Source organism: Mucilaginibacter sp. SMC90 (assembly GCF_022811725.1).
Taxonomy (GTDB): domain Bacteria; phylum Bacteroidota; class Bacteroidia; order Sphingobacteriales; family Sphingobacteriaceae; genus Mucilaginibacter.
Genome location: NZ_CP094527.1, coordinates 3,660,020 through 3,685,985 on the forward strand (window position 1 = coordinate 3,660,020; position 25,966 = coordinate 3,685,985).

24 protein-coding genes are annotated in these 25,966 nt (G+C 46.8%); 11 read left to right on the forward strand and 13 right to left on the reverse strand.

Annotation, left to right across the window (positions count from 1 at the left end):
- Positions 1 to 155: 155 nt before the first annotated feature.
- From MTO98_RS15565 to MTO98_RS15580, 4 genes are all read right to left on the reverse strand, one after another.
- Positions 156 to 2,024: a PAS domain-containing sensor histidine kinase gene (locus MTO98_RS15565; RefSeq protein WP_243487543.1), complete on the reverse strand. Its 1,869-nt coding sequence runs from the start codon at positions 2,022 to 2,024 to the stop codon at positions 156 to 158.
- A 246-nt stretch (positions 2,025 to 2,270) separates the two neighbouring features.
- Positions 2,271 to 2,717 carry a hypothetical protein gene (locus MTO98_RS15570; RefSeq protein ID WP_243487544.1) on the reverse strand — a complete coding sequence of 149 codons (447 nt, stop codon included), beginning with the start codon at positions 2,715 to 2,717 and terminating at the stop codon, positions 2,271 to 2,273.
- 5 nt (positions 2,718 to 2,722) lie between these two features.
- Positions 2,723 to 5,434, reverse strand: a complete 2,712-nt coding sequence (gene ligD / locus MTO98_RS15575; RefSeq protein WP_243487545.1) for a DNA ligase D — start codon at positions 5,432 to 5,434, stop codon at positions 2,723 to 2,725.
- Positions 5,435 to 5,495: 61 nt separating this feature from the next.
- Entirely contained in the window at positions 5,496 to 5,669 is a 174-nt protein-coding gene (locus MTO98_RS15580; protein ID WP_243487546.1) for a hypothetical protein, read from the reverse strand.
- Positions 5,670 to 5,805: 136 nt separating this feature from the next.
- On the opposite strand from MTO98_RS15580, the gene MTO98_RS15585 reads away from it, so the two are divergent.
- The 4 genes from MTO98_RS15585 to MTO98_RS15600 all read left to right on the forward strand — a co-directional run bounded on the left by MTO98_RS15585 (position 5,806) and on the right by MTO98_RS15600 (position 7,867).
- A complete protein-coding gene (locus tag MTO98_RS15585) occupies positions 5,806 to 6,045 on the forward strand; it encodes a hypothetical protein (RefSeq protein WP_243487547.1) in 240 nt (79 codons plus the stop codon).
- Between the two features lie 17 nt (positions 6,046 to 6,062).
- Complete coding sequence (locus tag MTO98_RS15590; RefSeq protein WP_243487548.1) at positions 6,063 to 6,950, forward strand: diacylglycerol kinase family protein; 888 nt, start codon at positions 6,063 to 6,065, stop codon at positions 6,948 to 6,950.
- Positions 6,951 to 6,953: 3 nt separating this feature from the next.
- On the forward strand, positions 6,954 to 7,490 hold the full coding sequence (locus MTO98_RS15595) for a dual specificity protein phosphatase family protein (protein ID WP_243487549.1): 537 nt from the start codon (positions 6,954 to 6,956) through the stop codon (positions 7,488 to 7,490).
- A 197-nt stretch (positions 7,491 to 7,687) separates the two neighbouring features.
- Positions 7,688 to 7,867, forward strand: coding sequence for a hypothetical protein (locus MTO98_RS15600; protein ID WP_243487550.1), 180 nt, complete (start codon positions 7,688 to 7,690; stop codon positions 7,865 to 7,867).
- 100 nt (positions 7,868 to 7,967) lie between these two features.
- Here MTO98_RS15600 and MTO98_RS15605 read toward each other — a convergent pair whose 3' ends face one another.
- Both MTO98_RS15605 and MTO98_RS15610 read right to left on the reverse strand, forming a co-directional pair.
- The gene (locus MTO98_RS15605; RefSeq protein WP_243487551.1) at positions 7,968 to 8,702 is read right to left on the reverse strand and encodes a LytTR family DNA-binding domain-containing protein; all 735 of its coding nucleotides are present in this window, start codon (positions 8,700 to 8,702) and stop codon (positions 7,968 to 7,970) included.
- On the reverse strand, positions 8,665 to 9,843 hold the full coding sequence (locus MTO98_RS15610; protein ID WP_243487552.1) for a sensor histidine kinase: 1,179 nt from the start codon (positions 9,841 to 9,843) through the stop codon (positions 8,665 to 8,667). The genes MTO98_RS15605 and MTO98_RS15610 overlap by 38 nt, the downstream gene beginning before the upstream one ends.
- A gap of 221 nt (positions 9,844 to 10,064) precedes the next feature.
- Between MTO98_RS15610 and MTO98_RS15615 the strand changes: the two genes are divergently transcribed.
- From MTO98_RS15615 to MTO98_RS15645, 7 genes are all read left to right on the forward strand, one after another.
- Positions 10,065 to 10,523, forward strand: a complete 459-nt coding sequence (locus MTO98_RS15615) for a nuclear transport factor 2 family protein (protein ID WP_158596418.1) — start codon at positions 10,065 to 10,067, stop codon at positions 10,521 to 10,523.
- Positions 10,524 to 10,530: 7 nt separating this feature from the next.
- The gene (locus MTO98_RS15620; RefSeq protein ID WP_243487553.1) at positions 10,531 to 10,983 is read left to right on the forward strand and encodes a nuclear transport factor 2 family protein; all 453 of its coding nucleotides are present in this window, start codon (positions 10,531 to 10,533) and stop codon (positions 10,981 to 10,983) included.
- A 278-nt stretch (positions 10,984 to 11,261) separates the two neighbouring features.
- The gene (locus tag MTO98_RS15625; RefSeq protein ID WP_243487554.1) at positions 11,262 to 14,171 is read left to right on the forward strand and encodes an ATP-binding protein; all 2,910 of its coding nucleotides are present in this window, start codon (positions 11,262 to 11,264) and stop codon (positions 14,169 to 14,171) included.
- 92 nt (positions 14,172 to 14,263) lie between these two features.
- Complete coding sequence (locus tag MTO98_RS15630; protein WP_243487555.1) at positions 14,264 to 14,638, forward strand: hypothetical protein; 375 nt, start codon at positions 14,264 to 14,266, stop codon at positions 14,636 to 14,638.
- Positions 14,639 to 14,811: 173 nt separating this feature from the next.
- The gene (locus MTO98_RS15635) at positions 14,812 to 15,189 is read left to right on the forward strand and encodes a hypothetical protein (RefSeq protein ID WP_243487556.1); all 378 of its coding nucleotides are present in this window, start codon (positions 14,812 to 14,814) and stop codon (positions 15,187 to 15,189) included.
- Positions 15,190 to 15,216: 27 nt separating this feature from the next.
- Positions 15,217 to 16,206, forward strand: a complete 990-nt coding sequence (locus MTO98_RS15640) for a cytochrome-c peroxidase (RefSeq protein WP_243487557.1) — start codon at positions 15,217 to 15,219, stop codon at positions 16,204 to 16,206.
- Between the two features lie 4 nt (positions 16,207 to 16,210).
- A complete protein-coding gene (locus tag MTO98_RS15645) occupies positions 16,211 to 16,765 on the forward strand; it encodes a cupin domain-containing protein (RefSeq protein ID WP_243487558.1) in 555 nt (184 codons plus the stop codon).
- Between the two features lie 510 nt (positions 16,766 to 17,275).
- Here the strand turns inward: MTO98_RS15645 and MTO98_RS15650 are convergent.
- The 7 genes from MTO98_RS15650 to MTO98_RS15680 form a co-directional block, all read right to left on the reverse strand.
- Positions 17,276 to 17,848: a Crp/Fnr family transcriptional regulator gene (locus tag MTO98_RS15650; protein WP_243487559.1), complete on the reverse strand. Its 573-nt coding sequence runs from the start codon at positions 17,846 to 17,848 to the stop codon at positions 17,276 to 17,278.
- Positions 17,845 to 18,873 carry an aldehyde reductase gene (locus MTO98_RS15655; RefSeq protein ID WP_243487560.1) on the reverse strand — a complete coding sequence of 343 codons (1,029 nt, stop codon included), beginning with the start codon at positions 18,871 to 18,873 and terminating at the stop codon, positions 17,845 to 17,847. Before MTO98_RS15655 ends, MTO98_RS15650 begins: the two co-directional genes overlap by 4 nt.
- Positions 18,874 to 18,968: 95 nt before the next feature.
- Entirely contained in the window at positions 18,969 to 20,333 is a 1,365-nt protein-coding gene (locus MTO98_RS15660; protein ID WP_243487561.1) for an MFS transporter, read from the reverse strand.
- 55 nt (positions 20,334 to 20,388) lie between these two features.
- Complete coding sequence (locus tag MTO98_RS15665; RefSeq protein WP_243487562.1) at positions 20,389 to 20,601, reverse strand: CcmD family protein; 213 nt, start codon at positions 20,599 to 20,601, stop codon at positions 20,389 to 20,391.
- Between the two features lie 51 nt (positions 20,602 to 20,652).
- Positions 20,653 to 21,339 (reverse strand): cytochrome c biogenesis protein, encoded by a 687-nt coding sequence (locus MTO98_RS15670; RefSeq protein ID WP_243487563.1) that lies wholly within the window; start codon positions 21,337 to 21,339, stop codon positions 20,653 to 20,655.
- 11 nt (positions 21,340 to 21,350) lie between these two features.
- Entirely contained in the window at positions 21,351 to 22,763 is a 1,413-nt protein-coding gene (locus MTO98_RS15675; protein ID WP_243487564.1) for an efflux transporter outer membrane subunit, read from the reverse strand.
- Between the two features lie 18 nt (positions 22,764 to 22,781).
- Entirely contained in the window at positions 22,782 to 25,958 is a 3,177-nt protein-coding gene (locus tag MTO98_RS15680) for an efflux RND transporter permease subunit (protein WP_243487565.1), read from the reverse strand.
- Positions 25,959 to 25,966: the final 8 nt, after the last annotated feature.

Below are 25,966 nucleotides of genomic sequence, written 5' to 3' on the forward strand. Positions count from 1 at the left end.
GATTGAAAATTTCCGATATTTATCTAAAATATAGCTGATGCTTTACGTCTTAACATTCGCCGCAGCCGCGCTGTTTCTTGCGCATGTGGTCTTTTATTAGCCGCTTTCCGCCGTTCCGATTTTTCGGGGCGCCTTTATTTTTATTCGCATTTGATCTATAAAGGCAAACTAAAATAAAAGGTAGAGCCTTTTTTCATTTCGCTTTCCACCCAGATCTTCCCATCGTGCCTATCAATTATCTCGGCGCTCAGATACAAGCCGATACCAAATCCGGAGATATGTTTGCTGTGGTTGGATTGGACACGGTAATAGCGGTCAAAAATCTTTTTGACATCCGCTTCAGCGATACCCAAACCCTGGTCTTTTACACTAAAGACCACGTTTTGACCGATCAGTTCGCATTTGACCGCGATGGCCGCGCCGTTCGGCGAATATTTCACCGCATTACCGATCAGGTTAGAGATCACCGAACTGATCTTGTCACGGTCGGCTTTGATGGTGACAGGGGGGCAAGGGTCAAAATCGATCTGACGGCTGCCCACGGTAAGGTTCGTCTCGTCGACCACTTCCGTGATCAGTTCTTCCAGTTGAAACGGTTCTTTTTCGATCAATATTTTCGCTGATTCCAATCGCGACACATTCAAGAAACCATTGATCATATTGGTCATTTTCTTCACCTCGACGTTGGCTTTTTGCATCGCGCCGGGTAAAAAACTGTCCTCACTGGTTTTTAGCTTCAGTTCCGCTACCTGCAGGAGTGCATTGAGCGAAGTCAGGGGTGTTTTGAGTTCATGGCTGACCATACCAATAAAATCGCTTTTGCGGGCTTCGTCCTGCTTGCGTTCGGTGATGTCACGGGCGATCTTGGATAAGCCGATGATCCGCCCGTCTTTATCTTTGATGGGCGATACTGATACGGAAACATCGATCTGCCGCCCGTCCTTGGTCAGTCGCTTGGTCTCAAAATGTTCCACGCGTTGACCGGATTTTAATCTTGACAGGATAAGCGGTTCTTCGTCGGTGCGGTCCGGCGGAATTAATTTGTAGATACTTTCGCCGATCATTTCTTCGGCGGTAAAGCCGAACATCCGCTCCGCCGATTGGTTCCAGCTGGTGATCACGCTGTCCAGGGTTTTGCTGACAATAGCATCATCCGACGAGGCGATGATCGCGGCCAGCTTGGCGCTTTCTTCCTGGGCCAGTTTCATCTCGGTAATATCCAGCACGGTACCAATGAACCTGGTGGCCTGTTCTTCTTCAAAATAAACGGTCCCCTTCACTTTGACCCAGCGGGTTTCCCCGCTATCGTAGCGGTTGATGCGGTAACTCAGGTCATAACGGCCTTTCAGGTCGGGCTGGATGCAGGCGGCAATTTGCTCCAGTACCCACTGGCTGTCACCAGGATGAAGCAATTGAGCATAGAGCTCGAAACTGGCCTTGAGTTCCTGCGGGATGCCATAGATATCCCGGCATTCTTTGGACCAGTAAAGTTCGCCGCTAACCGGATTATAGTCCCAGGTACCCAGTTGCGTGGATTCGATGGCCATCCGCAACCGCGACGAACTGGTTTCCAGTTCTACGTTGGTATCCACCAGCCTTTGCTGGATATCAGTCAGTTCCTGGTTGACCGTGGCATGCTCTTCATTGGTGGCCGCCAGTTCTTTGTTAAGTGTCTGCTGCTCATTGTAGCTGTCGGCCAGCTCCTGGGTACGCTTGGCCACCCGCTCTTCGAGCTGCGCGTTTAAAGTATACAGGTTTTGCTGAGTTTCGCGCAATTGTACGTTGGTCAGCAGTAATTCTTCGTTAAGCGCTTTCATCTGCTCCATGGTATCTGTTTGTTCTAACTGGCTGTTGAGCAAGGCGCGTTCGGTCAGTATCTTATCGGTGACATTATTGGCCAGTTGGATGATATAGGAGATATCTACCTGTTCATCCAGTACCGGCGTATGACTTGGGTCCCAGTAACGTGGGATAAATTTACCTGGGTTATTGATATCAGGTACATCATAACGTTGTACCCGCATATGGTCCGGTTGCTTAATTCTTAATACATTTTGCAGCGAGGCGTTGATGTTCTTTACGCCATCGTCGCCGTCCGGCAGGTCCGCGTAATAACCTCCCGTCTGGTTTCCGTTGCTGCCAGGTAAGCGTCACTTGCGGTGATGATGCCCAGTTCCGATGATAGGATCAAGTACTGGTTCGGTGCTGTTTCCAGCGCTTTCAGCATCTCCGGGGAAGGACTTTGGGCCATATCTTACCAGGTTTTTAAATTAAACGGTTTTAGATTGCATCGCTTTGATGGTAAGGGCCGTTACGATTCCACCCAGGGTGTACCAAACAACGGTCATGATTTTTGTTTTATTTGTGCGGGTCACCGGCGCATCGCTTAGTCCGATAGGTTTGGTCAGCGTTAAAGCGCCGATTCCGGCGGCTAAACCAATGGTGGTTCCGCGCAGTAATAAGTATTTCTTTTTTCCAAAGCCAATGGTGCTAAAGTAAAGCGTATTGCTGACGATATCGCCGATCAGGGTGGCGGTGAAGAGGGCGTTGCCGGTTGGGGCTTCGAGGCCCATCGACTCCATTCCTTTGGTTAGCGCTTCTTCGCCAACGAGGTCAACACGCGGCGCATCATGGTCAAATTGTTTAACGGTTTGATGCAGGATATTTAGCGCTACGGCGCCGGCTAAACCGCCGATGATATTTTTGATGAGTTTCATAATGCTTATTTAAAGACGCTTTGTGCTTTTTTAAGTGTTTTTTCAAGATCGATACCTTCGCCTATTACCCCATGAAACAGATCGCCGGTTTCTTTGAGGCGATCAAGCGCATTATGGATATTGAAATGCTGGATGGTCAGGCCTGGCTTAACTTCATCCCAACTCAGGGGCATGGAAACGGTCGCACCGGGCTTAGGCCGCAGAGAATAGGGCCCCGCAATGGTGGCGCCGGGACGGTTCTGTAAATAGTCCAGGTACATTTTGCCTTTACGCGCGGCGATGCTGCGCTCCAGACTGGTATAGTCCGGTATCTGTTCGTGTACGTGCTTGACGATGATATTGGCAAAGAGCTGGCTTTGCTGATAAGTATATTTACCGGCCAGCGGAACATAGATGTGCATGCCGGTGGAACCCGAGGTTTTCGGGTAGCTCGGCACATCAATGGCATCTAAAATATCTTTGACGATCCGGGCAGCTTCCACCACCTGATCATAGGTATGTTTATCAGGGTCCAGGTCAATAACGCAGTAATCCGGGTTGTCCGGCGTTTCGGCACGGCTGAACCAGGGGTTGATCTCGATGCAGCCCAAAGAGTTCATCCATAATAAACTGGCTTCGTCAGTACCGACTAGGTATTTGGTGACCTTGCCTTCATCCGTCACATGATCAAATGTTTTGGCCCAGTCCGGCGCTTTATCGGTAACGTTCTTTTGATAGAAACTCTGGCCATGGATGCCGCCGGGAAAACGGTTGAGTGACATGGGCCTATCCTTTAGGTAGGGCATCATGTATTCGCCGACCTTATAATAATAGTTGAGCATATCGCCCTTGGTCACTTTATCCTCAGGCCAGTAGAGTTTGGTGACGTGGTTGAATTTGAGTTCGTGACCGCAGACTTTTTTGGTTTGGGTGTCTTCGGTTGGGTTCAGTAAAGTTTTGCGTTCGGTGCTTTTTACCGGTTCCAGTTTCAGGTCGGTTTTTTTCGTTTTGGATGTTTCCTTTTTGGCTGGTTGCGATTCTGCTTCTGCAACAGTTTCTTCCGTATCCACAGGTGTTTCCAGTACTACGTCCTTGGCTTTTTTATCGGTACGCATGCCTTTGAACGAGGCCTGCCGAAACACGCCGTCACTGGTCACTTCAGCAAAACCAACTTCGCAAACCAGTTCAGGTTTGAGCCAGGTGGGTTTGGCACCCATGCGTTTGGGCCGGAAGCGGGTAGGTTTGTCCACATCCACTTCATAATCGAAGGGACTGTTCTTGGTGATGAGCGGCTCAAATTGCGCCATCATTTCTTTTTGCAGCTTGTCGGAAAAGCCGGTTCCGACCTTGCCGACAAATTGCAGGTCACCTTTCGTATCATAGACACCCAGTACTAGTGCGCTAAAGGACTTCCCGGTGCCTTCATTTTTAGTAAAGCCGGCGATCACCACTTCCTGCCGCCTTTGTACTTTGACCTTCAGCCATTCTTTACTGCGCAGGTCGGAAGTGTACACGCTGTCGGCTTTTTTGGCGATGATGCCTTCCAGTCCCATACGTTCCGCCGCGGCAAAAAAGTCAATACCATTGGCATCGAACACCTTGCTTTGACGGATATGGTCGTTGTCTGTTGGTAAAATAGATTGCAGAACGGCTTGGCGTTCGCTCAGCGGCAGGCCCATCAGGTTCTTGCCTTCGTACCATAAAATGTCGAAAATATAAAAGACCAGGTTGCCATCAGCTTCACTGCGCCAGTTTTGCATGGCGCCGAAGTCGGAGATGCCCTTATCGTTAAGTACCAGCAATTCGCCGTCGAGGACCGCGTTCATGCCCCATTTTTTAAGTGCGTCGTTAATGGGATAGTATTTCTCAAAGGGCAGGTTGTTGCGGGAGATCAGCGATACCTCATCCTTTTGGAGATTGGCAATGGCGCGGTAACCGTCCCATTTCACCTCGAACAGCCAGCCGGGCTCATCAAAAGGCTCGTCTACCAGCGTGGCTTTCATGGGTTTGATGCTGGTGAGGATTTTTGACTTTGGCGCTCCTTTTAAGAGTTTAGCGACATCAGCCTTAGTTGTTTCCGGTTCAGTTGTTTCGATTTCTTCTGCCAGTTCTTCATCAGGCACCACGTCTTCTTCATGCCCATGCTGCCAGACCTTTTCGCTGGTCTTTTCCATGGTTTCGATGGTCTTGCCGGAAAGCACCGATTTGTCTTGCTTGGTGATATCCTTGCTGGTCGCGAACTCGTCCTTATGTTTGATCATGAGCCAGCCGTTCTCGCCCATGCCGTGGGTTTTGACCATGGCGAATTCGCCGTTGAGTTTTTCGCCGTGCAATTTGATCTTGAGTTGGCCGGAGGCTAATTGTTTGAGGAGGTGTTTCTCCTGGGCTTTCTTGCCTTTGATAGGCTCGATCGGTTCATAGGTGCCCTCATCCCAGACGATGACAGTGCCGCCCCCGTATTCACCTTTGGGGATAATGCCTTCAAAATTCAGGTAATCAAAAGGATGGTCCTCGACCATCATGGCCAGGTGTTTGACCTTGGGGTCAAGGCTGGGGCCTTTCGGCACCGCCCAGCTTTTGAGCACGCCATCCATTTCCAGCCGGAAATCATAATGCAGGCGCGAGGCATCGTGCTTTTGCACCACAAAGATCAGGTGATCCTTGTCTTTGCTTTTACCGGCTTTGGGTTCCGCGGTCTTTTTAAAATCCCGTTTTTTGGCGTATTCGGTCAGGCCCATAGTTATGATTTAAAATAACAACAAAGCCCCTTGCGGGGCTTCATTGGATAAGCGCCATTGTTTATTTCTTACTTTCCAATTTCTTTTCAACCGTAGCGCGCTTATTACTGGCGGTCGATTTCTTGGCGGCCTCCACCTTTTTAGGGGTAGTGCCTTCTTTTTTTGCTTCGTATTTCAGTTCGTGTGGCTGCTCCGATACGGAGGTCCTTTCCACTTTTGCGCCTTTCTTTGCCATAGGTCTGATGATTTTAGATGTACCTGATCAACAAGGTATTCACCCGATAGTTTTAACTACTAACTAAAGAATTGTCTTTATTCAATATTTACACAACCAAAAGCGCTGGCGCTTGTTGCACTACAAAACATCACCTATGAAAAACCCATTCCATAAAGAAAATAACACCGGCATCATTGTCGGTGCAATTGTTGCCGGAGCCCTGGCAGCGGGTGCAGGTATCTGGTTCTATCTTCGCGGCAAACGCGCCGCCGAAGCAGAAGCTTACCGCCTTGAACACGCCCGGGATTACCTGGCTGAGAAACAGCATAAAAAACAAAAGCATAAAACGGATGTGCACGACCTGGCGGCCATTGTATCTCACGCACGGACTTAATAACAAAATGACGACCAGTGAAATTCAAGCACATCCATTTTATCATCAACCCGGCCTCGGGAAAGGAAGAACCCATCCTGTCTTTTATCAACCGCGTTTTTGCGGACAGTAAAACGGATTGGGATGTCAGCCTGACCAAAAAAAACTGTAGCGCGGGCCAGATCGCGAAATCCCTGATCGGTAAAACTGATCTCGTGGCAGTTTATGGCGGCGACGGCTGCGTGACCGCAGCAGCTGCTGCCTTGCATGGTACTCAACTGCCCATCGCGATCATTCCCGGCGGCACTGCCAATGTCATGGCCAAAGATTTGGGCGTGCCGCTGGATACGCTGGCAGCCCTCGAACTGATCAAATCGGGAAAGCATCAGGTCAAAGCTATCGATATGGGGCTGGTCAACGGCGAACCTTTCCTACTGCGGGTAAACCTTGGTATCATGGCCGATATGGTGACGACGGCTGACCGCGGCCTGAAAAACAAACTCGGGCAGGTGGCTTACGGTGTTACGGCGCTGCAAACGGCGATAGCCGCTGAACAGGTGGACTATGAACTGAAAATTGACAGTCAGCAAATTTCGGCCAGCGGCGTGGCTTTAACGGTGACTAATTCGGGCAATATTGGGATCGGCGATCTTGACCTGCTACCGGGTATTAGCGTAACTGATGGCTGGCTGGATGTGATCCTGATGAAAGATAACGACTGGCTGAACATGTTGAAGATCGCCGGAAGCACGCTGCTGCAAAATGATTCTGAAACGCTGGTGCACTGGCGATGCAAAAAAGTCAGCATCACCGCAGCTAAAAAACAGTCCTATATTTGTGACGATGCCGCGCGTTCGGCGAAAAAATTAAAGATTGAAGTAGTGCCCGGCTCGGTGCACCTGCTGGTACCCCAAAAGAAAAAATAATCGATGTTCACAAAGATTAAAAGTTTGCTAACGATGGCGGGGCTGTTCCTCCAGTATAACTCGGATAACATCTACCGGGTCGTGTTTGGTATGCCGCGTTTAAGGCGCTGCCAGATCACGGCTGACCTGTTCCTGGGCAGCCAGTATAACCTGGTGGGGCTGCGCAAAATGAAGGCCCTGGGCATTACGGCCATTATCAATATGCGCATGCATTCGGTTTACAGCGAGGCACAGTATGAGGGTTTTAATTATTTGCATCTGCCGACGCCTGATAACACGCCGCCACCGCTGGAGGTATTGCAGAAGGGGGCCGACTTCGCTGACAAGGAAATTAAAAAGAACGGCAAGGTCTATATCCACTGCCGCCAGGGTTTGGGGCGGGGGCCGACGATGTGTACGGCTTATCTGCTAAAGACTGGATTGACTCTGGAAGATGCACTGGCGATGATCCGCAAGGTGCGCCCTTTTATCAACCCGCGGCCGGGGCAGCTAGAGAGGCTAAAGGAACTGGAAGCTATTTATAAAAACGCAAAATCCTGATTGATTTAAGCTATGTTAGAATAGAAAGTGTTTTTTGCCGAAGCTGAAGCATACACTTTGCAATGTGACGACGCGACACGAATCGATGAAAGAGCCGCAACGGCTGGTTTGTGCAAAAATGAAGCTCTAGGACATCAAAAATAAGATGGTATAAACGGGAGAGGAGAGGGAGAGTTTTGAACTTAGAAATATATGCATTGACACAGAATAGAAGCGTAAACGTCATCGTTGCCATCGAAGCACAACAAAACATTAACGATGCGATCACGGAACTTTCAGAGAACGGCGGCAAGGTAACTGGTTTGAAGATTTACCAGCACCCAGCGGTTACGCAAACAACGGAAGATAGTAATGCCGGAGCCGAAGCCAATATATAATAACCGCCGCGAGACAAAGCAGTTGTTATTGATAAATATATATATTAAAGTACCTTTTTTGGTGCAACAAAACGAATTCTGTTGGCGTTTAATGCTGCTTTTACCCGTTACCTTGGGCTAATATATTCAATACTTGCATCCGGTAAAGCTTGCCGATGGGTATTACGTTGTTTGAAATTTTGATCTCATCTGAAGTATAAGAATCGATCTTACCGAGGGCGACGAGGTAAGATCGGTGCACTCTAATGAATGAAACAGCAGGAAGCATGGACTCAAGGGAGCTGATCGCGTACTTAGTAATTACCGACCCTTTAGTAGTGTATATCTTCACATAATCTTTTAGGCTCTCAATGTATAGAATGTCTTCAAGAATGACCTTTACCATTTTGCGGTCGACCCTGAAATAAAGGAAAGCACTATCAGCAATATTTTGTGTGTTAACCGGCGTTGGGTTTTCATTCCGGACACTCTGATCAGGCAGCGCTTTAAAGACTGCTTTCATAAACCGATCGAAACGGATAGGTTTAACGAGGTAATCCCTAACATCCAATTCAAATGCTTTGACCGCGTATTGTTCAAAAGCGGTCGTTAGGATAATTTTTGGCGGGTTACTAAGAGTAGTGATGAGATCCAACCCCGTGATCTGGGGCATCTGAATATCAAGAAACATCAGATCGACGTGGTGTTGTTTGAGCATGCTAATGGCTTGCACCGCATTACCACATTCGGCAATAAGGTTAAGCATGGGTATCTGCATGATATAACGCCGCAATACCTCCCTTGCAGGTGGCTCATCATCAACGATGAGGCAGTTGTATCTCTTGATCGGTTCCATGATAAACAGTTTTGACGGCTTCTACAGGGCCGGTTGCCAGCGTGATCCTTAAATTTACAATATACATCTCTTCCTCATCATTGATCTCCAATTCATGCTGACCCGGATACAGCAGTTCCAGTCGTTTGCGCACATTGGCTATCCCGATGCCCGGGGCTATGTTTTTACTTATGATGGGTTTGCCATTGATCAGCTTCACTGATAGTTCATTATTGTTTACAGATACAGTAAGGCTGATCCAGGGATGCTCGGTTACCTGGCTTGCGCCGTGTTTAAAGGCATTTTCAATAAATGGCAAAAGCATCAACGGTGCGATCAAATGATCGGTAAATTTTGGCATTTGAACTGATAGATCTAAATTCTGGTCGTAACGTGCCGACTCCAGTTTAAAATAATCTTGTATCATTTTCAGCTCTTGGTCAATTGGCACCAACGGCTTACTGCAATCGTACAGGATATAACGGAGTAATTGAGAAAGGCCCATGATCATTCCCGATGCCTTTTCGGACACTTCCTGTGTGAATGAGTATATATTATTAAGTGTGTTGAACAAAAAATGTGGATGTAACTGCGCTTTCAACATTTGCAGTTCAGCGCTCGCTTTTTCCTTTTCCAGCATCAGGGCAGCCTGCTGCCTTTCATAAAAGCACTTCATCAGTTTGATAGCAGCGGCTACGCCCCCAACAGTGATGCTGCCTCGCAGGCCCGCCAGCATGGCCACGCCGAACTGCACATAAAATGCCGGATGAGGCTCGTGTGCAACAACCGGCGATATCTTGTCTGCATTCAAATGACGTAAATAGTCGATCACTGTCATAGACAAGGTTGCTGACAATGCCGCGATTAGAAAGACCAATACGGCCGCGCTCAAGGTAGCCCAGGCATACTTTCCGGGTAACACCAGTTTAGGGATCACTAAATACATAAGTGTGTAAGCCAAAAACATGCTTGGTATCAAATACATTAAAGTTTCCGGCGATGTGATGAGCAGGCGGTGCAGAAATGTTTGCCGCTGCAATGCAGGTGACGGCGAGAACGAGTACAGCAAAAGCTGGAACAGGAACCAGAGCAGCCAAAAGCTGAAATGCCGCGAGATCCGCCATTTAGCACTGTTGGAATAAATAAATGGTATTTGCTGCATTTAATTTAACTATCACACTAAGATACATATCGGCAGATAAAGAAAACTATGGCCTGCGACTTATTCGACGAACGCAACTAAGCAGCCTATTAAATCATTTCGTCGACGACCAAATGATTTGATAGACGAAGATCAAGTGTATGTTTTCAGAATGGCGACGTTGGGCTACTTTCCAAATTTCGTATAACCAACGCCGGTAGATTTGAATAAAAACGATGATTATGAAAGCATTATTCACCTTAATTTTTTTGACCTCTTTATCGCTTGGTGCGTTCGCGCAGATCGATACAACGAGCTATCCAAAGGAGCGCCAGGAAGTCCGGCAGCTTCTGCGCAGCCAGAGACCCGGCACAAACATCGATTGCGCGGATATGATCGCAGTTGGGCCGAAAGGCGACATTTCCTTTACCCGTCAGCAATGGATGGAAGCGCAGAAAAAAGAAAAGTTGGTGTTTAAGTCGGTACGGCCGGTGCCCGGCAATGAGTTCATTCGGATCTATGATGGTACGACCGCGGTGGTGAACCTGCTCATTAATGTAAACATCGTTGTTGATGGCCGCGACCTGAATATCAAGGTCCGCCGACTTGAAGTTTACCACAAAACCGCTGACAACTGGTGCCGTGTGGCCGGCCAGGGCACGCAAGTGGACGAGAACTTATTCCCGGTAAATATTAGATAATTTAAATATGACCATGATCAATAAAGTAAGTATCTTAATAGCTTTGCTATTACTCGTTACTAAAGCCTCAATAGCTCAAAACACTGTCGAAAATCAGATCCGTAAGCTGGATCAACTGGAAGCACGAGCCACTGTTAGTGGCGATACTATCACGCTGCAAAAGCTATGGTCGCCCGGCTTTGTGGTAAATAACCCGGCGAACGTGGTTGTAAACGTTGCGCAGATACGGCAGCTGATGAAGGAAGGCAAGATCGCCTATACAACTTTCAGCCGTGTCATCGAAAAGGTTACGATCACCGGCCCGGTAGCTGTAACGATGGGTTATGAAGAAAATGAGCCCGAAAAAGCAACGGACAATGCAGGTAAGAAGGTAACTCGCCGGTATACGAATGTCTGGCTAAAAGAAAAGGGCGGCTGGAAGATCATCGCACGGCAGGCAACCATCATTGATGTGAAGTAAGAAGTTAAGCCATAATTTTCTCCGCTATGAAAAAAGATTCATCTGCTTATCGTGGCGTGGGCATAGGGCCTACTTTGTTCAATCTAGGTGTAAAAAAGATAAAATACAAAAGATCCGTATAAAGAAACCAAAGCCCTCTACAGCTTTAAACACTGAGTATACAGGCCTTTCAAATGTTGGCAACCATAATTTCCCCGCCCGCTTCCTTATTATATTATGCCGCCACCGGCGGAAGCACCTGATGAATTATCAGAGATATGTTTTACATTTATGGTACAATGAGTTATCGTGACGCCAGGTATGCTTTTCCGTATATGTTAATGCTTCTGGTATTGATCACCTGGTGTAAGACCATATATGCCCAGCCAGTTAAACTCTCAGCGGACAGCCTTCATGGCAAAAGATCTGAATTCGCCCTTACCCCCCAAAACTGGCGGTTCCATGCCGGCGACAATCCGCTTTCGGCCATCAGTTCCACCGCCGACAGTTCCTGGAAAAAGGTCGCCACCAATTTCGGCGAAGGCAAAGAACTGAAAGAGTGGCAAGGCATCGGCTGGTTCAGGCTATGGATACAGGTGGATACCGCGCTGACGAAAAAGCCTTTAGGCTTACGACTGAATCATGACGGCGCCTCCGAGATCTATATCGACGGGAAATACCAGGCAGGTTTTGGAAAAGTGGGCCGTAATCAGGCTGAAACACAGATCAGACGGGCGCCATTCGAAGTTACACCCATCAATATCAATGATACTAAACCACACCTGATCGCGATCCGCTACGCCAACTATGGCCACGTTTTCCCTGATTTTATCGGGTTTCAGACCTGGATCGGCGACTATGACCGGCTTTCCAAATTTACGCGGCATAATTATGACCTGCTTGATGACATGAATCTGTGCTCGGCTGCACAGTTGTCCCTGGCGCTGCTCCATTTGTTCCTATTCCTTTTTTACCCGAAACAGAAGCTCAACCTGTATTATGTCATCTTCACTGTGCTATTTGCCGGCTCCAACCTAGCCGTGCATGGCGATAATATTACAGATAACCCCATAATGCAATGGTGGTGGCAGCATATCTTCTGGGTCTGCGGGGTGCTCGGCACCGTGTCCGCCTGGCACCTGCTGTACGCAGTTGGCCATACCGTCATTTCACGCTGGAAAGTGATCATCGCTGTGATTTTCACGGTGGTGTACCTGGTCATCAAAGTGCTGGTGTTCAACTATAATAGTTTTGATGGCTTTAATATCGTCTTCCTTTTGATACTGATCGATGGGCTTTGGGCACTGATCGGTGCCATGCGTCGCGGGCAGCCTAATATCTGGCTGATCGGTTTAGGGATGGCCATTATCGTGGTCTTATACTTTTTTGTGGGTGCCGATGTCTTTCATCTCTGGACCGGACGCGCAGAACGCAACCTGGCCATGAGCATCGGCCTGCTATCATTCCCTTTACTGTTTTCCATTTACCTCGCGCTGGATTTTGCACGCACTAACCAGGAACTTTCCAATAAGCTGGCAGAGGTACAAGACCTTTCGGATAAAGCGCTGGCACAGGAAGCGGAGAAACTGGAACTGATCACCCACCAAGCGGAGAAACTGGAAAGAACGGTTATTGAACGCACCGCCCAGGTGCAGAAGCAAGCCGACCAGCTGCAGGAACTTGATCAGGTCAAGTCCAGGTTCTTTATCAACCTGACACATGAGTTCCGTACGCCATTAACGCTCATATTGGGGCTGGCCAAACAGATCCTGGCCAGGGAAAATAATGAACAAACGATCACCGATGCCGGCACCATCAGCCGCAACGCCGACCGCTTGCTCAAACTGATCAACCAACTGCTCGACCTGAGTAAGCTGGAAGCCGGGAAAATGGAGCTGAACGATACACCGGCAGAACTCGTATCACTTACACGGCGCAACGTGCTGCTTTTTCAATCCCTGGCCGAACAGAAAGCGATCAAACTGGGTTTCGAAGCTAACCAGGATAGCCTGTTCGTGTCGATCGATCAGACTAAACTGGAAGGTATTCTTTATAATCTCCTGTCAAATGCCATCAAGTTTACCGAAACAGGTGGGATCATCATGGTAGAATTAAAAGCAACAGGGGAGAGGTTCGATCTGTTGGTTACCGATACAGGGATCGGGATACCGGAAAACAAAATGCCTTATATCTTCGACCGCTTTTATCAGGTGGATGCTTCCGACACCCGGGCGCAGGAAGGCACCGGCATCGGACTGGCCATCACGAAAGAACTGACCGAACTGATGGGAGGGACGCTCAGCGTACACAGTATCCCCGGGGAAGGTACAACGGTGCAGGTGAATTTGCCGATGCAAAGGATCGACGAACCTTACGTATTAGCTGAGCAGATCAATGATCCCTTAGCGCTATCAGATACTGCTAATAGTACCGCCATACCGGAACAGGTCAACGATGGGCAGCCGCTGGTATTGGTCATTGAGGATAATTTTGAACTGCGGAAGTTCATCGGCAGCGTTCTGACGGATAAGTACCAGGTGATAGAAGCCGCTAATGGCGAAGAAGGACTCGCCCTGGGTTTGGACCGCATACCCGATCTGGTCATTACCGACCTGATGATGCCGCTCATGAACGGCTACCAGGTATGCATGTCACTAAAATCCAATGAAAAGACCAGCCACATCCCGGTTGTCATGCTGACCGCCAAAAGCGATACCGATAGCCGGATAGCCGGACTGGAAACGCGGGCGGATGCCTACCTGAGCAAGCCATTTGATCAGCGCGAACTACTGGCGACCATCGAGAACCTGATCGCCCTGCGTCGTCAGCTACAGGACAAATATGAGCAGGGTAACATCTGGCACACCAACACCAATGGCCTTCCTTCTATGGAGCAGGTCTTCCTGGAAAAGATAAAAAGATCGGTGGAAGCACATTTGGATGACGAAGGATACAGTGTCGATCAGTTAGGCGATGAGATCGGTATGAGCCGGGTCCAGTTGCACCGCAAGTTAAAAGGCCTGACTGGCCAAAGCCCCGGCGAACTGATCCGGGTGTTCCGTTTGCAGCGTGCTTTTGAATTATTGAAACAAAAGGTGGGCACTGTATCAGAGGTCGCCTATATGGTCGGCTTTGGTAATCCCAACAGCTTCTCCACCAGCTTCTCCAAACATTTCGGTTTCGCGCCCAGCGAAGCGGCCGGTCATTGACCTGGTAACAAAATCAAAGGTATTGGTAACATCTGCAAAGGTTTAATACTTACCTAGCGGCTTTCTTTGTGGTATAAATTATTCAGCTCAAGATGACCACATTAAAGAAAATAAACAGGCTTGCTGCAATTTTGGTCCTCATCATTTTAACCTTCGTTTTGAACCGAAGCGCAGCCGCACAAACAAAGACCAACACGAATACCAAAAAGCTAGCTGCCCGTATTTCAAGCTGGAACTGGCCCGCCAAATTGGATGCTGTAGCTGCCGCACCAAAGAACCATCAAATTGTATATGAAGACAACGATGTTAGAGTGCTGCAGGTGATCTGTCCGCCGGGGAACGAAGAGCCCGTGCACACGCATCAATACAAAAGCACCATGTGGTTCACGCACAGCGCCCATTTTATCTATTACAATTATGTAAAAGATAGGAACGGCCGGCTGGTCAAAAAGACAGTACGGAAGTAAAAGGGTTCCCGGCTGAAGCTTTGAACAGGGGCCAGCCGGTTGACCGGGAAGGTCCGCATTCCATCAAAAATATAGGCACCGATACCCTGATGGCTTACCGGGTAGAATATAAGAGAGACATAAAAAAGTAACCCATCATAAGCACAGAACAATTAAATCCTTAAATAAAATTTATGAAAAAGATCATTTTATCCTGCCTGCTGGCCCTTATCGTATTATCCGCTTTCAAACTAACAGACGGGCCTAACCCGTTGGTGGGCCGCTGGGAAAACACCCGCCTATTCCAGGGTTCAAAAATGTCACTGATCGGCAATTTCAAATCCGACGGTACTTACAGCGGGTTTATCAATAAAAAGGCCTTTGTCACCGGTAAATATCAAATGAAGCACGACACGCTTTATATCGATGACAGCACCTGTGGTGCAGGTTACACAGGTATTTATCAGGTGCAGTTCTTCGGGCAGGATTCACTCAAATTCCATGTGATCCGGGATACCTGTCAGGGCCGCCGGGAAGGCACCGATAATTTCCTGTTCAGAAAATTAAAATAATACAGCGACCCTGGAAAATCAAAAGCTATGAAGAAGCTGTATCTTATCTTGATCTTGACCGGCCTGGTATTGGTGGTTTCGCAAAGCGCATTTACGGATAGCGAACCAAAAACAGCTGCTGAATTAGGCCGCAAGCTTTTCTTTGACCCTATATTGTCCAAAACCCAAAAGATCAGCTGCGCTTCCTGCCATAAGGAGGAGTTCGCTTTTGCAGATACCTCAGCGGTGAGTCTCGGTGTGCGTAAGCAAAAAGGCGTGCGCAATACACCCTCGGCCATGAATATGAAACTGCAGGTGGCATTCTTTTGGGACGGACGTGCAGGAACGCTGGAGCAGCAGGCTTTGATGCCTATTGAAAATCCGATCGAAATGGATCTGCCTGTCAGGACGGCGGTTTGGAGACTGAATAACAGCAAGACCTATCTGAAATTATTCCAGGCCGTTTTTAAGGAAGCGCCCGATCAGCATAACCTGGCCAAAGCTCTCGCAGAATTTGAGCGTACGCTGGAAACGAGCGATGCTCCGCTGGACGATTGGTTGCTGAACGATAATGAAAGTGCGGTCAGTGCTTCAGCCAAACGCGGTTATGCTTTATTCAACGGCACCAAGGCCAATTGTGTGCAATGTCATTTCGGCGCCGATTTTAACAATACCGAGTTCCGCTCGATCGGTTTGTATGACGGCAAAACACTCAGGGACAGCGGCCGCGCTGCTATCACTAAACTACCAGATGACCTTGGTAAATTCAAGATCGGAGCCTTGCGTAATGTCGCTATCACCCCGCCGTACATGCATAACGGCATGTTCAAAACGCTTCGTGAGGTGATCGACTATTATAATGACCCGGATAAGATCGTTCTGAATGCTATCGGCCGCGATACGCTGCTTGCCAGACCCATGAATTTAACGGAACAGGAAAAGACCGACCTAGTGAATTTTATGGAGGCGCTGACCGATAAGCGATTTGCGGGTAAACTAAAGCAGCTAAAACACACAAAAAAAATCAACCAAAAATAAAGAGATGAAACGACGCAATTTTCTATCCTGGGGCTTTCTATCCATTCCGGCTATTTCATTTGCCAATGTAAAGAACTATATAAAACACGAACGACCTAAAAAAGCTATTCTTATCCGGGCAAATGAAAGCCGTTTCGACGGCGTGCAAACAAAGGTTAAAGATGCTATTGGCCGCTGCGTGGTATCAGCAGCAGATACCGATGGTGAACTGTTGATCGTAGCACCCGGTGACCAAACTTTCGCATTCAAAGGCGGCCCGCCATTGCACATCCATAAATACCAGGACGAAGTGTTCTTTGTTGCTCAGGGTGAGTTTTTAGTACAGGTTGGCAATGATGTGCATAAAGTCAAAACCGGAGACACTGTTTTCATTCCGAGGGGAACACCACATACCTATGCCAATCCAATAGAAAACAATCTGGGAAGCATTATTTCTATCCATCAGCCGGCAGGAAATAACGAAGCATTTTTTAAATATCTGTGTACTTACAAAAAGATGCCGGAGAAAGAGATAGACCCAGATTCGCCTGAGGTAGGCCCGCCGATTATGATAAAATAACAGTTATGGTTCGAACCTTCTTAGTTGATGTTTTATTTTCGCAATTAATTGATATCATTTCGAAAATTAGATGTCAAAATTCTGTAATGAGTGGAATAGTATTTAAATCATCCTTTTGGATCCAGACGCTGATATTCAACACTTATATCGCAATATGCTATAATTCAGGGAAGGAGAGGGAGAGATTTGAACCAGGTTATCTTTTTATTGATTATCAATAATGTAAGGGCTTTATTATATATCGCGCTACAAATGACGCAAAAGAAATATTTCACTTATATCAAAGCCTTTATTTTTTTTATTTCTTAAATCTCAGAACTAAACTGTTTCAACATATACACATATTCTCCCAATGAAAAATGATGGATTTCCTTATCTACTCTTGTTGTAATCAGGTAATTTTCCATGATAACACAACTCCGGAAAATTTTATTATTTACTTCACATAGCCTGATTGTTGATAGCAGCTGTTTATGAACCTTCCCATACCAATATATAAAAGGGGATAGGTTATGAGGACAGATCTTTTCTTATCCTGCTTAAAGATTGTGGTGTGATCTTTAAATAGGATGCAATATATTGCTGGGGTACCTGCTGTACAAGCGTCGGATAACGCTTCAGCATTTCAAGATACTTGGCCTTTGCATCGCCGAAATTTAAAAAATCGTTATCCTTGATCTTTTGCAGTAGGGTAGATTCACTGATGCTCTTGAACTGTATGTACAGGTTGGGTATCAATTGCAAATGCTTTTCGAATGCAGAAAAATTAATCACATATACTTCACTATTTACCACAGCCTGTAACGCTTCCGTTGCAGGCTGCTTGGCATAATAACTTTCGAGGTTTGCGAAAAATTGATTCTGACGAACGAAATGTTTTGTGATATCATTGCTGTTACGGTCAATGCCAAATAGTCTTATAACACCATTGTCAACGAAAATTATATCAGTGGCGATCTCGTGAAATTCATGTAAATAATCCCCTGCTTTTACCTTCCTGTATTTGAAATCAGAGGCCAAAATATCGACATCATCTTCTGATAGAATTCCACCGAATGATAATGCAGACTTTAACCTTTTCATTGTTTAACGATCTTTAGTTTGATAACACTTTCAGCGCACGCGATCACCGCGTTCCTGCCGGAGATCGGATCCCAATTCAATTCTTTAATAGCTTTGGTCAGATCGGTCTTTCTTCTTTTCATTTCCAATAAAACCGGCTTTAATTCAGGTCGAAATTCCGCTATGATCCTGGTAATAAAGTTAGGGAATTCTCTGCTTGGGATCTTCCTTTCCGGATAACATTCTTGTAAAATAGCAGAAACATCCTTTAAAGTTAAATACGCTGATGCAGCTATGTACCGATTTCCGGCTGCTTTAGGATGCTCCATTGCTTTAATTAACAGATCTGCGACAGAACGTACATCCACCAGGTCAAATCCAATTTTTGGCAACGCCGGATAGCTTTTATTAAGCAATGCAATAACGATGTTGGCTGAATTTCCAAAATCTTCTTCAAGCACCGGCCCTAAAATAGCGCCGGGACATACAGTAACCAGTTCAAGATCCGAAAGGTTACTCTTCATATAATCCCATGCCACTCTTTCAGCAATTGTTTTGCTCTTATAATATGGCGTTATATCTTTTAAGCTGTCAATGTTCGTCCAATCATTTTCATTAAATACCTTATCCTCATCCCACTCATCATTACCGTATGCTATGGTAGAAAGTGACGAAGTCATTACTACCCGCTTTACATGGTTATGCGTAGCTGCCCTTAAAATATTGAGGATACCATTTTTAGCCGGCCTGATCAATTCGTCTTCGTTTTTTGGTAAAGTTGATGGAAAAGGTGATGCGACATGCTGAATAAAGTCAACACCTTTGCTTAACTCGCGCCAAACATCATCTTGATCAAGATCTGCCACCGCGAAACTTAACTTATCAATATTGGCCGTATGCTCGGCTATGATCTTTTTTATGGAAGGTATTCGATTTTCCGAACGCAATGTGCCGATAACTTCGTACCCTTCATTCAATAATTTGACGGCGGTGTGAGACCCTAAAAAACCGGTGATCCCGGTTAGCAAAACTTTACTGTTTTTCATAACCTCTTTTTTTAACAAAGGTCATTTGTAAGAGCGCATCCGCCATTACCATATGTTAAGAAATACTTGAAAAATTCATGCTGGAGCATTAGTGTTTAATGGTGCTCCGGTTCTTTAAGTGTTTTATAGATCAAAAAAGCATACAAGAGCATAAACACTGCGGCAATTATCGCGATATGAGTGATGGCTGTAACTATTTTTTGTGACCCTCCAACAGCCATCGTTCCAAAGATAGCGACTCCGACCGCACCAGCAGCCTGACGGGTAGTATTAAGAACTGCCGACGCAATGCCTGATCTGTTCGCAGGTACGGTAGAAAGGGTGCCGGTTGTCATTGCAGGCACCGCAACTCCCATACCGAAAGGTAAGCCGAAGAACGGGAATAGCAAGTGCCAGTAGGGAATATGGATTCCGGCGAGTAATAAGCATAAACAGCCTATTGCAAAAACCACAGCGCCGATAATGATAGGCACACGGATGCCATAACGGCTCATTAAATAGCCACTCGTCAGGTTGGATATGAGAAAGCCTCCGGTCAGCGGTAAAAATGCCAGGCCGGCGTGAAAAGCAGTGTAATGAAGTACTTGTTGCAAATACAGGCTAAGCACAAACACGAGTCCATAATAGATCCAGTTAAGGGACATTCCCAAGCCAATAAATAAATTGAAATTTTTGGAGCTGAACAGGTCAAGGGGCAGAATAGGCGCTTTAGCCACGCGTTCACGCCAGATAAACAGTCCGAACATCAGCAGGCTAAAGATGATCCCGCCATAGATCAGAGGTGATCCGGGGCCAAGGGTATGCCATTCGATCATGGCGGCGATAAAAACCGTTAATGATAATGTCCAGATCACTTGCCCGGGTATGTCAAAGCCATGGCTTTTATTTCTTTTACTATTGGTCAGGTAGGTACTTAAGAGCAAACCGGCTAAACAGATCGGAATGTTCACCAGAAAGATCATTCGCCAACTACTGAGGTTTAATAGAAGACCACCGACTACTGGCCCTGATGCGATAGAGATCGCGCCACCTGCTGTCCAATAGGCAACTGCCCGCGCCCGGAGTTTAGGCTCTGAAGCGAAATTGTTGTTTAATATTGATAATGAACTGGGTATCATCGTGGCCGAGCCTATACCCTGCAATGCTCTGAACCCGATCAAAGCTAATGGATGCCAGGCAATTCCGCAGCCTACAGAAGCCACACCAAAAATGAGCAGGCCTAGCTGAAATAGTCGCTTAGAGCCAAGCAGGTCGCTCATTCCGCCTGCTGATAACATCAGAACGGCAAAGGCGATCGTATAGGCGTCGACGATCCATTGGAGTGTGCTGATATTGGCAGAAAATGATCTTCCGATATGCGGAACGGCCACATTTACAATAGAAACGTCCAGTTGGGACACCACAAATGCCAGACTGGTCGTAATGACCACAAACCAAAAGCCTGTCTTATTTTTTTTCAAGGTGAAGTTTTTGTTGATGCAGCAAAAATAACAACATACTTATGTGCCCGTTCATTTATTGATGTTCCTTTTCTAAACGCTTTAGTTTCCGGTCGATGGAAAACAGATAGATCGCCAGTCCCAGGAACGTGATCGCGATGGTGGTCACCACCACGTAGATCTTTCCAGAGCTTCTCATTAAATCGGCCATTTCGATCTCTGAACCGGGTTTTGCATAAAGATCAGCAGCTGCAAGGACCAGTAATGCCGCGATGAATATTTTTTTCATGTTGAACGGTAAAGCCAGCTGATTTTAGATTGCAGCTGGCTGTTATAAATATTAGTTTAAAGAGTTTTTACGGTAGTCGATCAGTTGGAGCCGGAAGCGGATTGTAGCGATCCAGACCGCGATGAGCGACCAGCCAAGCATAGCGGGATAAAAGGCAAGCTTCATGCCGTTGTCCAGATCATATTTACCAAATGCCGGATTGCCACCATTGCCGGGATGAAGGGAATCAGTCATACGGGGCAATACAAACAAGAGCACGATCATGATCGGGAATGCGAAAATATTATAAATTGCAGCTATTCGTCCCCGCTTTTGTTCTTCCTCGATAGAATTACGCAGAACCAGGTAAGCAGAATACAGTAGCGCACCGATCGCTGCACTATTTTGTTTGGGATCATTACTCCAGTAGGCTCCCCAGGTATATTTGGCCCACAGCATGCCGGATACCAGGCCGAGTATGTAAAAGAACAAACCAACCTTTACGCATTCCAATGACAGCAGGTCATATCGCTGATCTCCTGTACGCAGATACATCAGGCTGCCAAAGATCGAGATCTTAAAGACAGCCAGCATCGCCATCCACATGGGAACATGGAAATAAAGATTTCTGATCGTTTCATGCAGGATAGGTAGTGCAGGTACCGGTAAAATTAGCCCTGTAAATAAGGTTGAAAAGACCAGGATCACCCCCGTGATCTTCCACCATGGCCGATCAATATACACTAATAGCTTTTCCATCGTAATACTCATCAATAGATCCCTCCACCAAGACTGCGATACACATCTGAAATGGCATTCAGTTCCTGACGCTTGATGGAAGCCAGTTCCAGTTCACTCTGCAAAACGTTACTCTGGGCGGTTATAACTTCGAGGTAATTAGCCATCCCATTTTTAAACAATGCATTGGCATTTGCAGTCGCTTTCTGTAGCGTCATTACACGGGCAGCAGCTATCGCTTCCCGGGCTTTTAGTTTATCTATGCTGACCAAAGCATCAGCTACCTCGCCGACCGCCTTTAAAACGGTTTGCCTGAATAACAATACTGTTTTCTCACGCTCGACCTTAGCCACCTGGTATTGCGTACTGAGTTCTTTACGCTGAAGGAGCGGTTGAACGACACTTCCGCCGACGATGCCGAACAATGAACCGGGAATATTAAACCAGTCACTAGCCTTGATCGCATTAACGCCGCCCGAGGCCGTGATACGTAATGCGGGATACATTTGTGCCTTAGCGATACCGACACGCGAATTCGCAATGATCAGATCAAGTTCCCGACTTTTCACGTCAGGCCTGCGGCTGACCATATCCGAAGGTATTCCAGCAGAAAGAATGGCCGGGAATCTCAAGTCATCAAGTAAGGTATTTCTTTCGATCCTATCCGGTAACTGACCGGCCAATACGCGCAGGGCATTTTCCTGAATGGCAATTCCCTGTTCCAATTGAGGAACCAGTTCCGCAGATACCTGCTGTTGCGCCTGTGCCTGTTGAACGCCTAGCAAACTTACCTGTCCGGCATCATATTGGAGTTTTACAATATTGAGTGTACTGTCGTTCAGCGCCAGGTTTTTTCTGGCAACGCCGAGTTGTGCGTCCAGCATAAGCAGATTGAAATATCCTTGAGATACAGAGGCGATGAGGGCCGTCTGCAAAGCTTTTTTTGCTTCCTGTGTTTGCAGGTAATTGGCGAGTGCTATCCTGTTAGTATTCCTGATCTTGCCCCATATATCTGCTTCCCAGCTTAAACTCAGATTAGCAGAATAGTCTTCTAAATGATTTGTACCTAAAAATTGCCCGAGGGTCAGGCCGTTCAAACTATTGTTGGAAGGATTGGTGGTACTCGCTGTCACGTTCAATCCAATTTGAGGGACATTGTTCCATTTAGATTGCCTTAATACCATTTGCGACTGTTCCAAAGTTTTCATGGCGATCTGCATATCATAATTTCGCGACAGGGTACTGTCGATCAACCGCTGTAAGATCTGATCTTTAAAAAACGATCTCCATGGAATGCTGGCTACACTGGAGGTGTCTGATCCGGCAGCATTTCTAAATGCCGCCGGAAGCTCTGGTTTTGGTGTTTTGACATCCTTTGATACCCTGCAGGCACTTGTGAAGGCGATTAAAAAAGGAATTAGGTATGCTACTTTTATTTTATTCATTGCGTGACGATTAAATAATTAAAGCACAGGTTCGGGTTCGTACTCCACTACCTTATGCTCTTCAACAACTTCTTTTTTTCCGGAGATCTTTTCGTGAAGTGCCTGGAAGACAACAAACAATACCGGAATGATAAACAATCCCAGGATCACTCCGCCAAGCATGCCGCCGGCCGCCCCTATACTGATCGAATGATTACCCATTGCAGAGGGACCGGTTGCGCGCATCATCGGTGTGATACCGGCCACGAAAGCAACGGAGGTCATGATGATCGGACGTATCCGAAGTTTAGCGGCTTCCAGCGCTGATTCAACCAGGGTGTGGCCGGCATGCCTGCGTTGTACAGCGAACTCAACGATCAGGATCGCATTCTTCGCCAGCAAGCCGATCAACATGATCAGGGCCACCTGGATGTAAATGTTGTTATCGATGCCAGCCATGCCTATGGCAATGAATACCCCGATAATTCCGGTTGGCACAGAAAAGACGACAGCCAACGGAAGTATGTAGCTATTGTATTGTGCGCATAGCAGGAAGTAAACAAATAAAAGCGATAACACGAAGATGATCACTGACTGCCCTCCGGAAGAGATCTCCTCCCTGGTCATGCCGGAGAATTCGAAAGAGTAGCCCGCCGGTAAAACTTCGGCAGCAACTTCACGAACCGCCTCTATCGCATTACCGGTACTGTAGCCAGGTTTTGGCACCGCGTTAACCCCAATAGAATTGAATAGATTGTAGCGAGTGATCACTTCGGGGCCAAATACCCTTTTTAAAGTGACAATCGTTTTTACCGGAACCATTTTTCCGGTTTTATTTTTCACATACACCTCATTTAATGATGCAGGGTCAGCACGTTCTTCTTTTTCTGCCTGAACCATGACGCGGTAATATTTACCGAAGCGATTAAAATCTGACACCTGGGCGCTTCCGAAATAGGACTGCATTGTGCTCAGCACATCTTTCTCATCAACTTCCAATTGTTCGATCTTTTCATGGTCAAGCACCATTTCATATTGCGGATAATCCGCCCGGAAGGTGGTAAAAGCAACCGCAATTTCTTTACGTTTCATTAGCTCGGCAATAAAACGGTTAGCAAGGCCACCAAATTTGTCCAGCTTGCCGCCAGCTTTATCTTCCAGGACCAGGTCAAGAGCATCTACATTACTAAACCCGGGAACCGTTGGGAAAGAGAATACGAAACATTGGGCACCTTTGATCGTATTTAGCCTTTTTTGCAGTTCCGCTATATTTTCCGTGACACTATTCATTTCTCCCCGTTCACCATCTTTTTTCATCCTGAAGAAGGCCACACCGGAAGACGGACTCGTTGAACTGGTCAACACATTGAATCCTGCAACCTCGTTGAAAGCAAACTTTGCTTTCATATCCCGAATTTTGTTCGCAGCTTCATCCAGAATGGCTTGTGTTCTATTCATCGACGAACCGGGAGGTAAATTGACCGATATAGCTATAAAACCCAGATCTTCCGATGGAATAAAGCCGGTCGGCGTTCTTCGGATCAACCAGGCAGTTATCAGCACGATCAGCGCAAGTCCACCCAAACTCACCCATTTGAACCTGATCATTTTTTTTACAGCGACAACATATTTGCCGGTCACATTTTCGAAACTCCTGTTGAAAGCAAAAAAGAATCGCTGTTTGAAATTTTTCGGCTTCTCTTTATGGTCGTGATTGACATCTTTTAACAGCAATGCACACAAGGCAGGACTAAGCGTCAAGGCGTTAAGCGCAGATATGGCTATGGCTATGGCCAGGGTAAAGGCGAACTGCCGGTAAAATACGCCTGCTGACCCTTTCATAAAGCCTACCGGGAGAAATACAGCCGCCATCACCAACGTAATAGAAATGATCGCTCCGGTGATCTCATGCATAGCGGACAAAGTCGCTTTCTTAGGTGTGATATTTCGGTGTTCTAATTTAGAGTGAACCGCTTCAACCACAACGATAGCATCATCCACCACGATACCAATGGCCAATACCAGGGCAAACAGGGTAAGCAGGTTGATAGAAAAACCAAAGGCAGACATAAAAAAGAACGTACCGATCACCGCAACCGGAACCGCGATCGCCGGGATCAGCGTTGATCTGAAATCCTGTAGGAAGATATAGACCACAATGAACACCAGGATGAATGCCTCTAGCAAAGTATGTTCTACCTGTTCGATGGATTGATCCAGCATATCTTTAGTATTGTATAGGATCTGCTGTTTGATCCCGGGTGGAAAATCCTTTTCCGCTTTTTTAAGGAACTCACCCACCTTGGTCTGTATGTCCCTGGAATTTGTGCCAGGCAATTGGATCACCTGGAAAAGTACACTTTGCTTGTCGTTAACTGTATTGAGCGAGTTGTAAGTGTAACTGCCTAATTCAACTTTGGCTACATCTTTTAGCTTGAGCATACTACCGTCTGTGTTCGCCCTGATGATCATATTTCCATAGTCCTCGGGTTTGGTATATTTACCTGAATATTTGAGGACGTACTCAAAAGAACGGTTGCTGGACTCTCCAAATCTTCCGGGTGCCGCTTCCTGATTTTTACTGCGCACCGCAGCCATTACCTCCGTGGGTGTAATATTGTAGGCGGCCATTTGCGCAGGGTTCAACCATATACGCATGGAGTAATCCCTGTTTGCGCCGTAAAAGATCACCTGCCCGACGCCTTGTATACGTTTGAGCTCAGGAATGATATTGATCTGGGCATAGTTGGTCAGGTAAGTGGCATCATACAGTTTAGGCTTATCACTCATCAGGTTGATCGCCATGATCAGTGAATTTTGCACTTTTTGTGTAGTGATGCCTGCCTGAACGACCTCGGGTGGTAACAGACCGGTCGCCGATGATACGCGGTTCTGAACATTCACTGCCGCCTGGTCAGGATCGGTACCTAATTTGAAATACACAGAAATGGTCAGCGTGCCATCATTGCTGGAAGTCGAACTCATATAGGTCATGTTTTCAACGCCATTAATAGCTTCTTCCAATGGAGGCGCTACCGCGCGAACCATTGTTTCAGCATTAGCACCGGGATAATTGGCCGATACCTGCACCACCGGAGGCGCTATATCGGGGAACTGTTGAATAGGCAGGTCCATCAGACCTACCGCACCGAGTATGACCAGCATGATGGAGACCACGGTGGCGATCACCGGTTTATCGATAAATACTTTTAGCATGATTTTAA

Bases quoted from the DNA above. Each gene is read 5' to 3' on its own strand.
- MTO98_RS15680 (WP_243487565.1), bottom strand. From the start codon at position 25,958: ATGCTAAAAGTATTTATCGATAAACCGGTGATCGCCACCGTGGTCTCC.
- MTO98_RS15615 (WP_158596418.1), top strand. From the start codon at position 10,065: ATGAAAGCATTATTCACCTTAATTTTTTTGACCTCTTTATCGCTTGGT.
- MTO98_RS15595 (WP_243487549.1), top strand. From the start codon at position 6,954: ATGTTCACAAAGATTAAAAGTTTGCTAACGATGGCGGGGCTGTTCCTC.
- MTO98_RS15665 (WP_243487562.1), bottom strand. From the start codon at position 20,601: ATGAAAAAAATATTCATCGCGGCATTACTGGTCCTTGCAGCTGCTGAT.
- MTO98_RS15580 (WP_243487546.1), bottom strand. From the start codon at position 5,669: ATGGCAAAGAAAGGCGCAAAAGTGGAAAGGACCTCCGTATCGGAGCAG.
- MTO98_RS15630 (WP_243487555.1), top strand. From the start codon at position 14,264: ATGACCACATTAAAGAAAATAAACAGGCTTGCTGCAATTTTGGTCCTC.
- MTO98_RS15655 (WP_243487560.1), bottom strand. From the start codon at position 18,873: ATGAAAAACAGTAAAGTTTTGCTAACCGGGATCACCGGTTTTTTAGGG.
- MTO98_RS15565 (WP_243487543.1), bottom strand. From the start codon at position 2,024: ATGCGGGTACAACGTTATGATGTACCTGATATCAATAACCCAGGTAAA.
- MTO98_RS15605 (WP_243487551.1), bottom strand. From the start codon at position 8,702: ATGGAACCGATCAAGAGATACAACTGCCTCATCGTTGATGATGAGCCA.
- ligD (WP_243487545.1), bottom strand. From the start codon at position 5,434: ATGGGCCTGACCGAATACGCCAAAAAACGGGATTTTAAAAAGACCGCG.
- MTO98_RS15675 (WP_243487564.1), bottom strand. From the start codon at position 22,763: ATGAATAAAATAAAAGTAGCATACCTAATTCCTTTTTTAATCGCCTTC.
- MTO98_RS15635 (WP_243487556.1), top strand. From the start codon at position 14,812: ATGAAAAAGATCATTTTATCCTGCCTGCTGGCCCTTATCGTATTATCC.
- MTO98_RS15650 (WP_243487559.1), bottom strand. From the start codon at position 17,848: ATGAAAAGGTTAAAGTCTGCATTATCATTCGGTGGAATTCTATCAGAA.
- MTO98_RS15645 (WP_243487558.1), top strand. From the start codon at position 16,211: ATGAAACGACGCAATTTTCTATCCTGGGGCTTTCTATCCATTCCGGCT.
- MTO98_RS15585 (WP_243487547.1), top strand. From the start codon at position 5,806: ATGAAAAACCCATTCCATAAAGAAAATAACACCGGCATCATTGTCGGT.
- MTO98_RS15570 (WP_243487544.1), bottom strand. From the start codon at position 2,717: ATGAAACTCATCAAAAATATCATCGGCGGTTTAGCCGGCGCCGTAGCG.
- MTO98_RS15620 (WP_243487553.1), top strand. From the start codon at position 10,531: ATGACCATGATCAATAAAGTAAGTATCTTAATAGCTTTGCTATTACTC.
- MTO98_RS15610 (WP_243487552.1), bottom strand. From the start codon at position 9,843: ATGCAGCAAATACCATTTATTTATTCCAACAGTGCTAAATGGCGGATC.
- MTO98_RS15670 (WP_243487563.1), bottom strand. From the start codon at position 21,339: ATGGAAAAGCTATTAGTGTATATTGATCGGCCATGGTGGAAGATCACG.
- MTO98_RS15640 (WP_243487557.1), top strand. From the start codon at position 15,217: ATGAAGAAGCTGTATCTTATCTTGATCTTGACCGGCCTGGTATTGGTG.
- MTO98_RS15625 (WP_243487554.1), top strand. From the start codon at position 11,262: ATGAGTTATCGTGACGCCAGGTATGCTTTTCCGTATATGTTAATGCTT.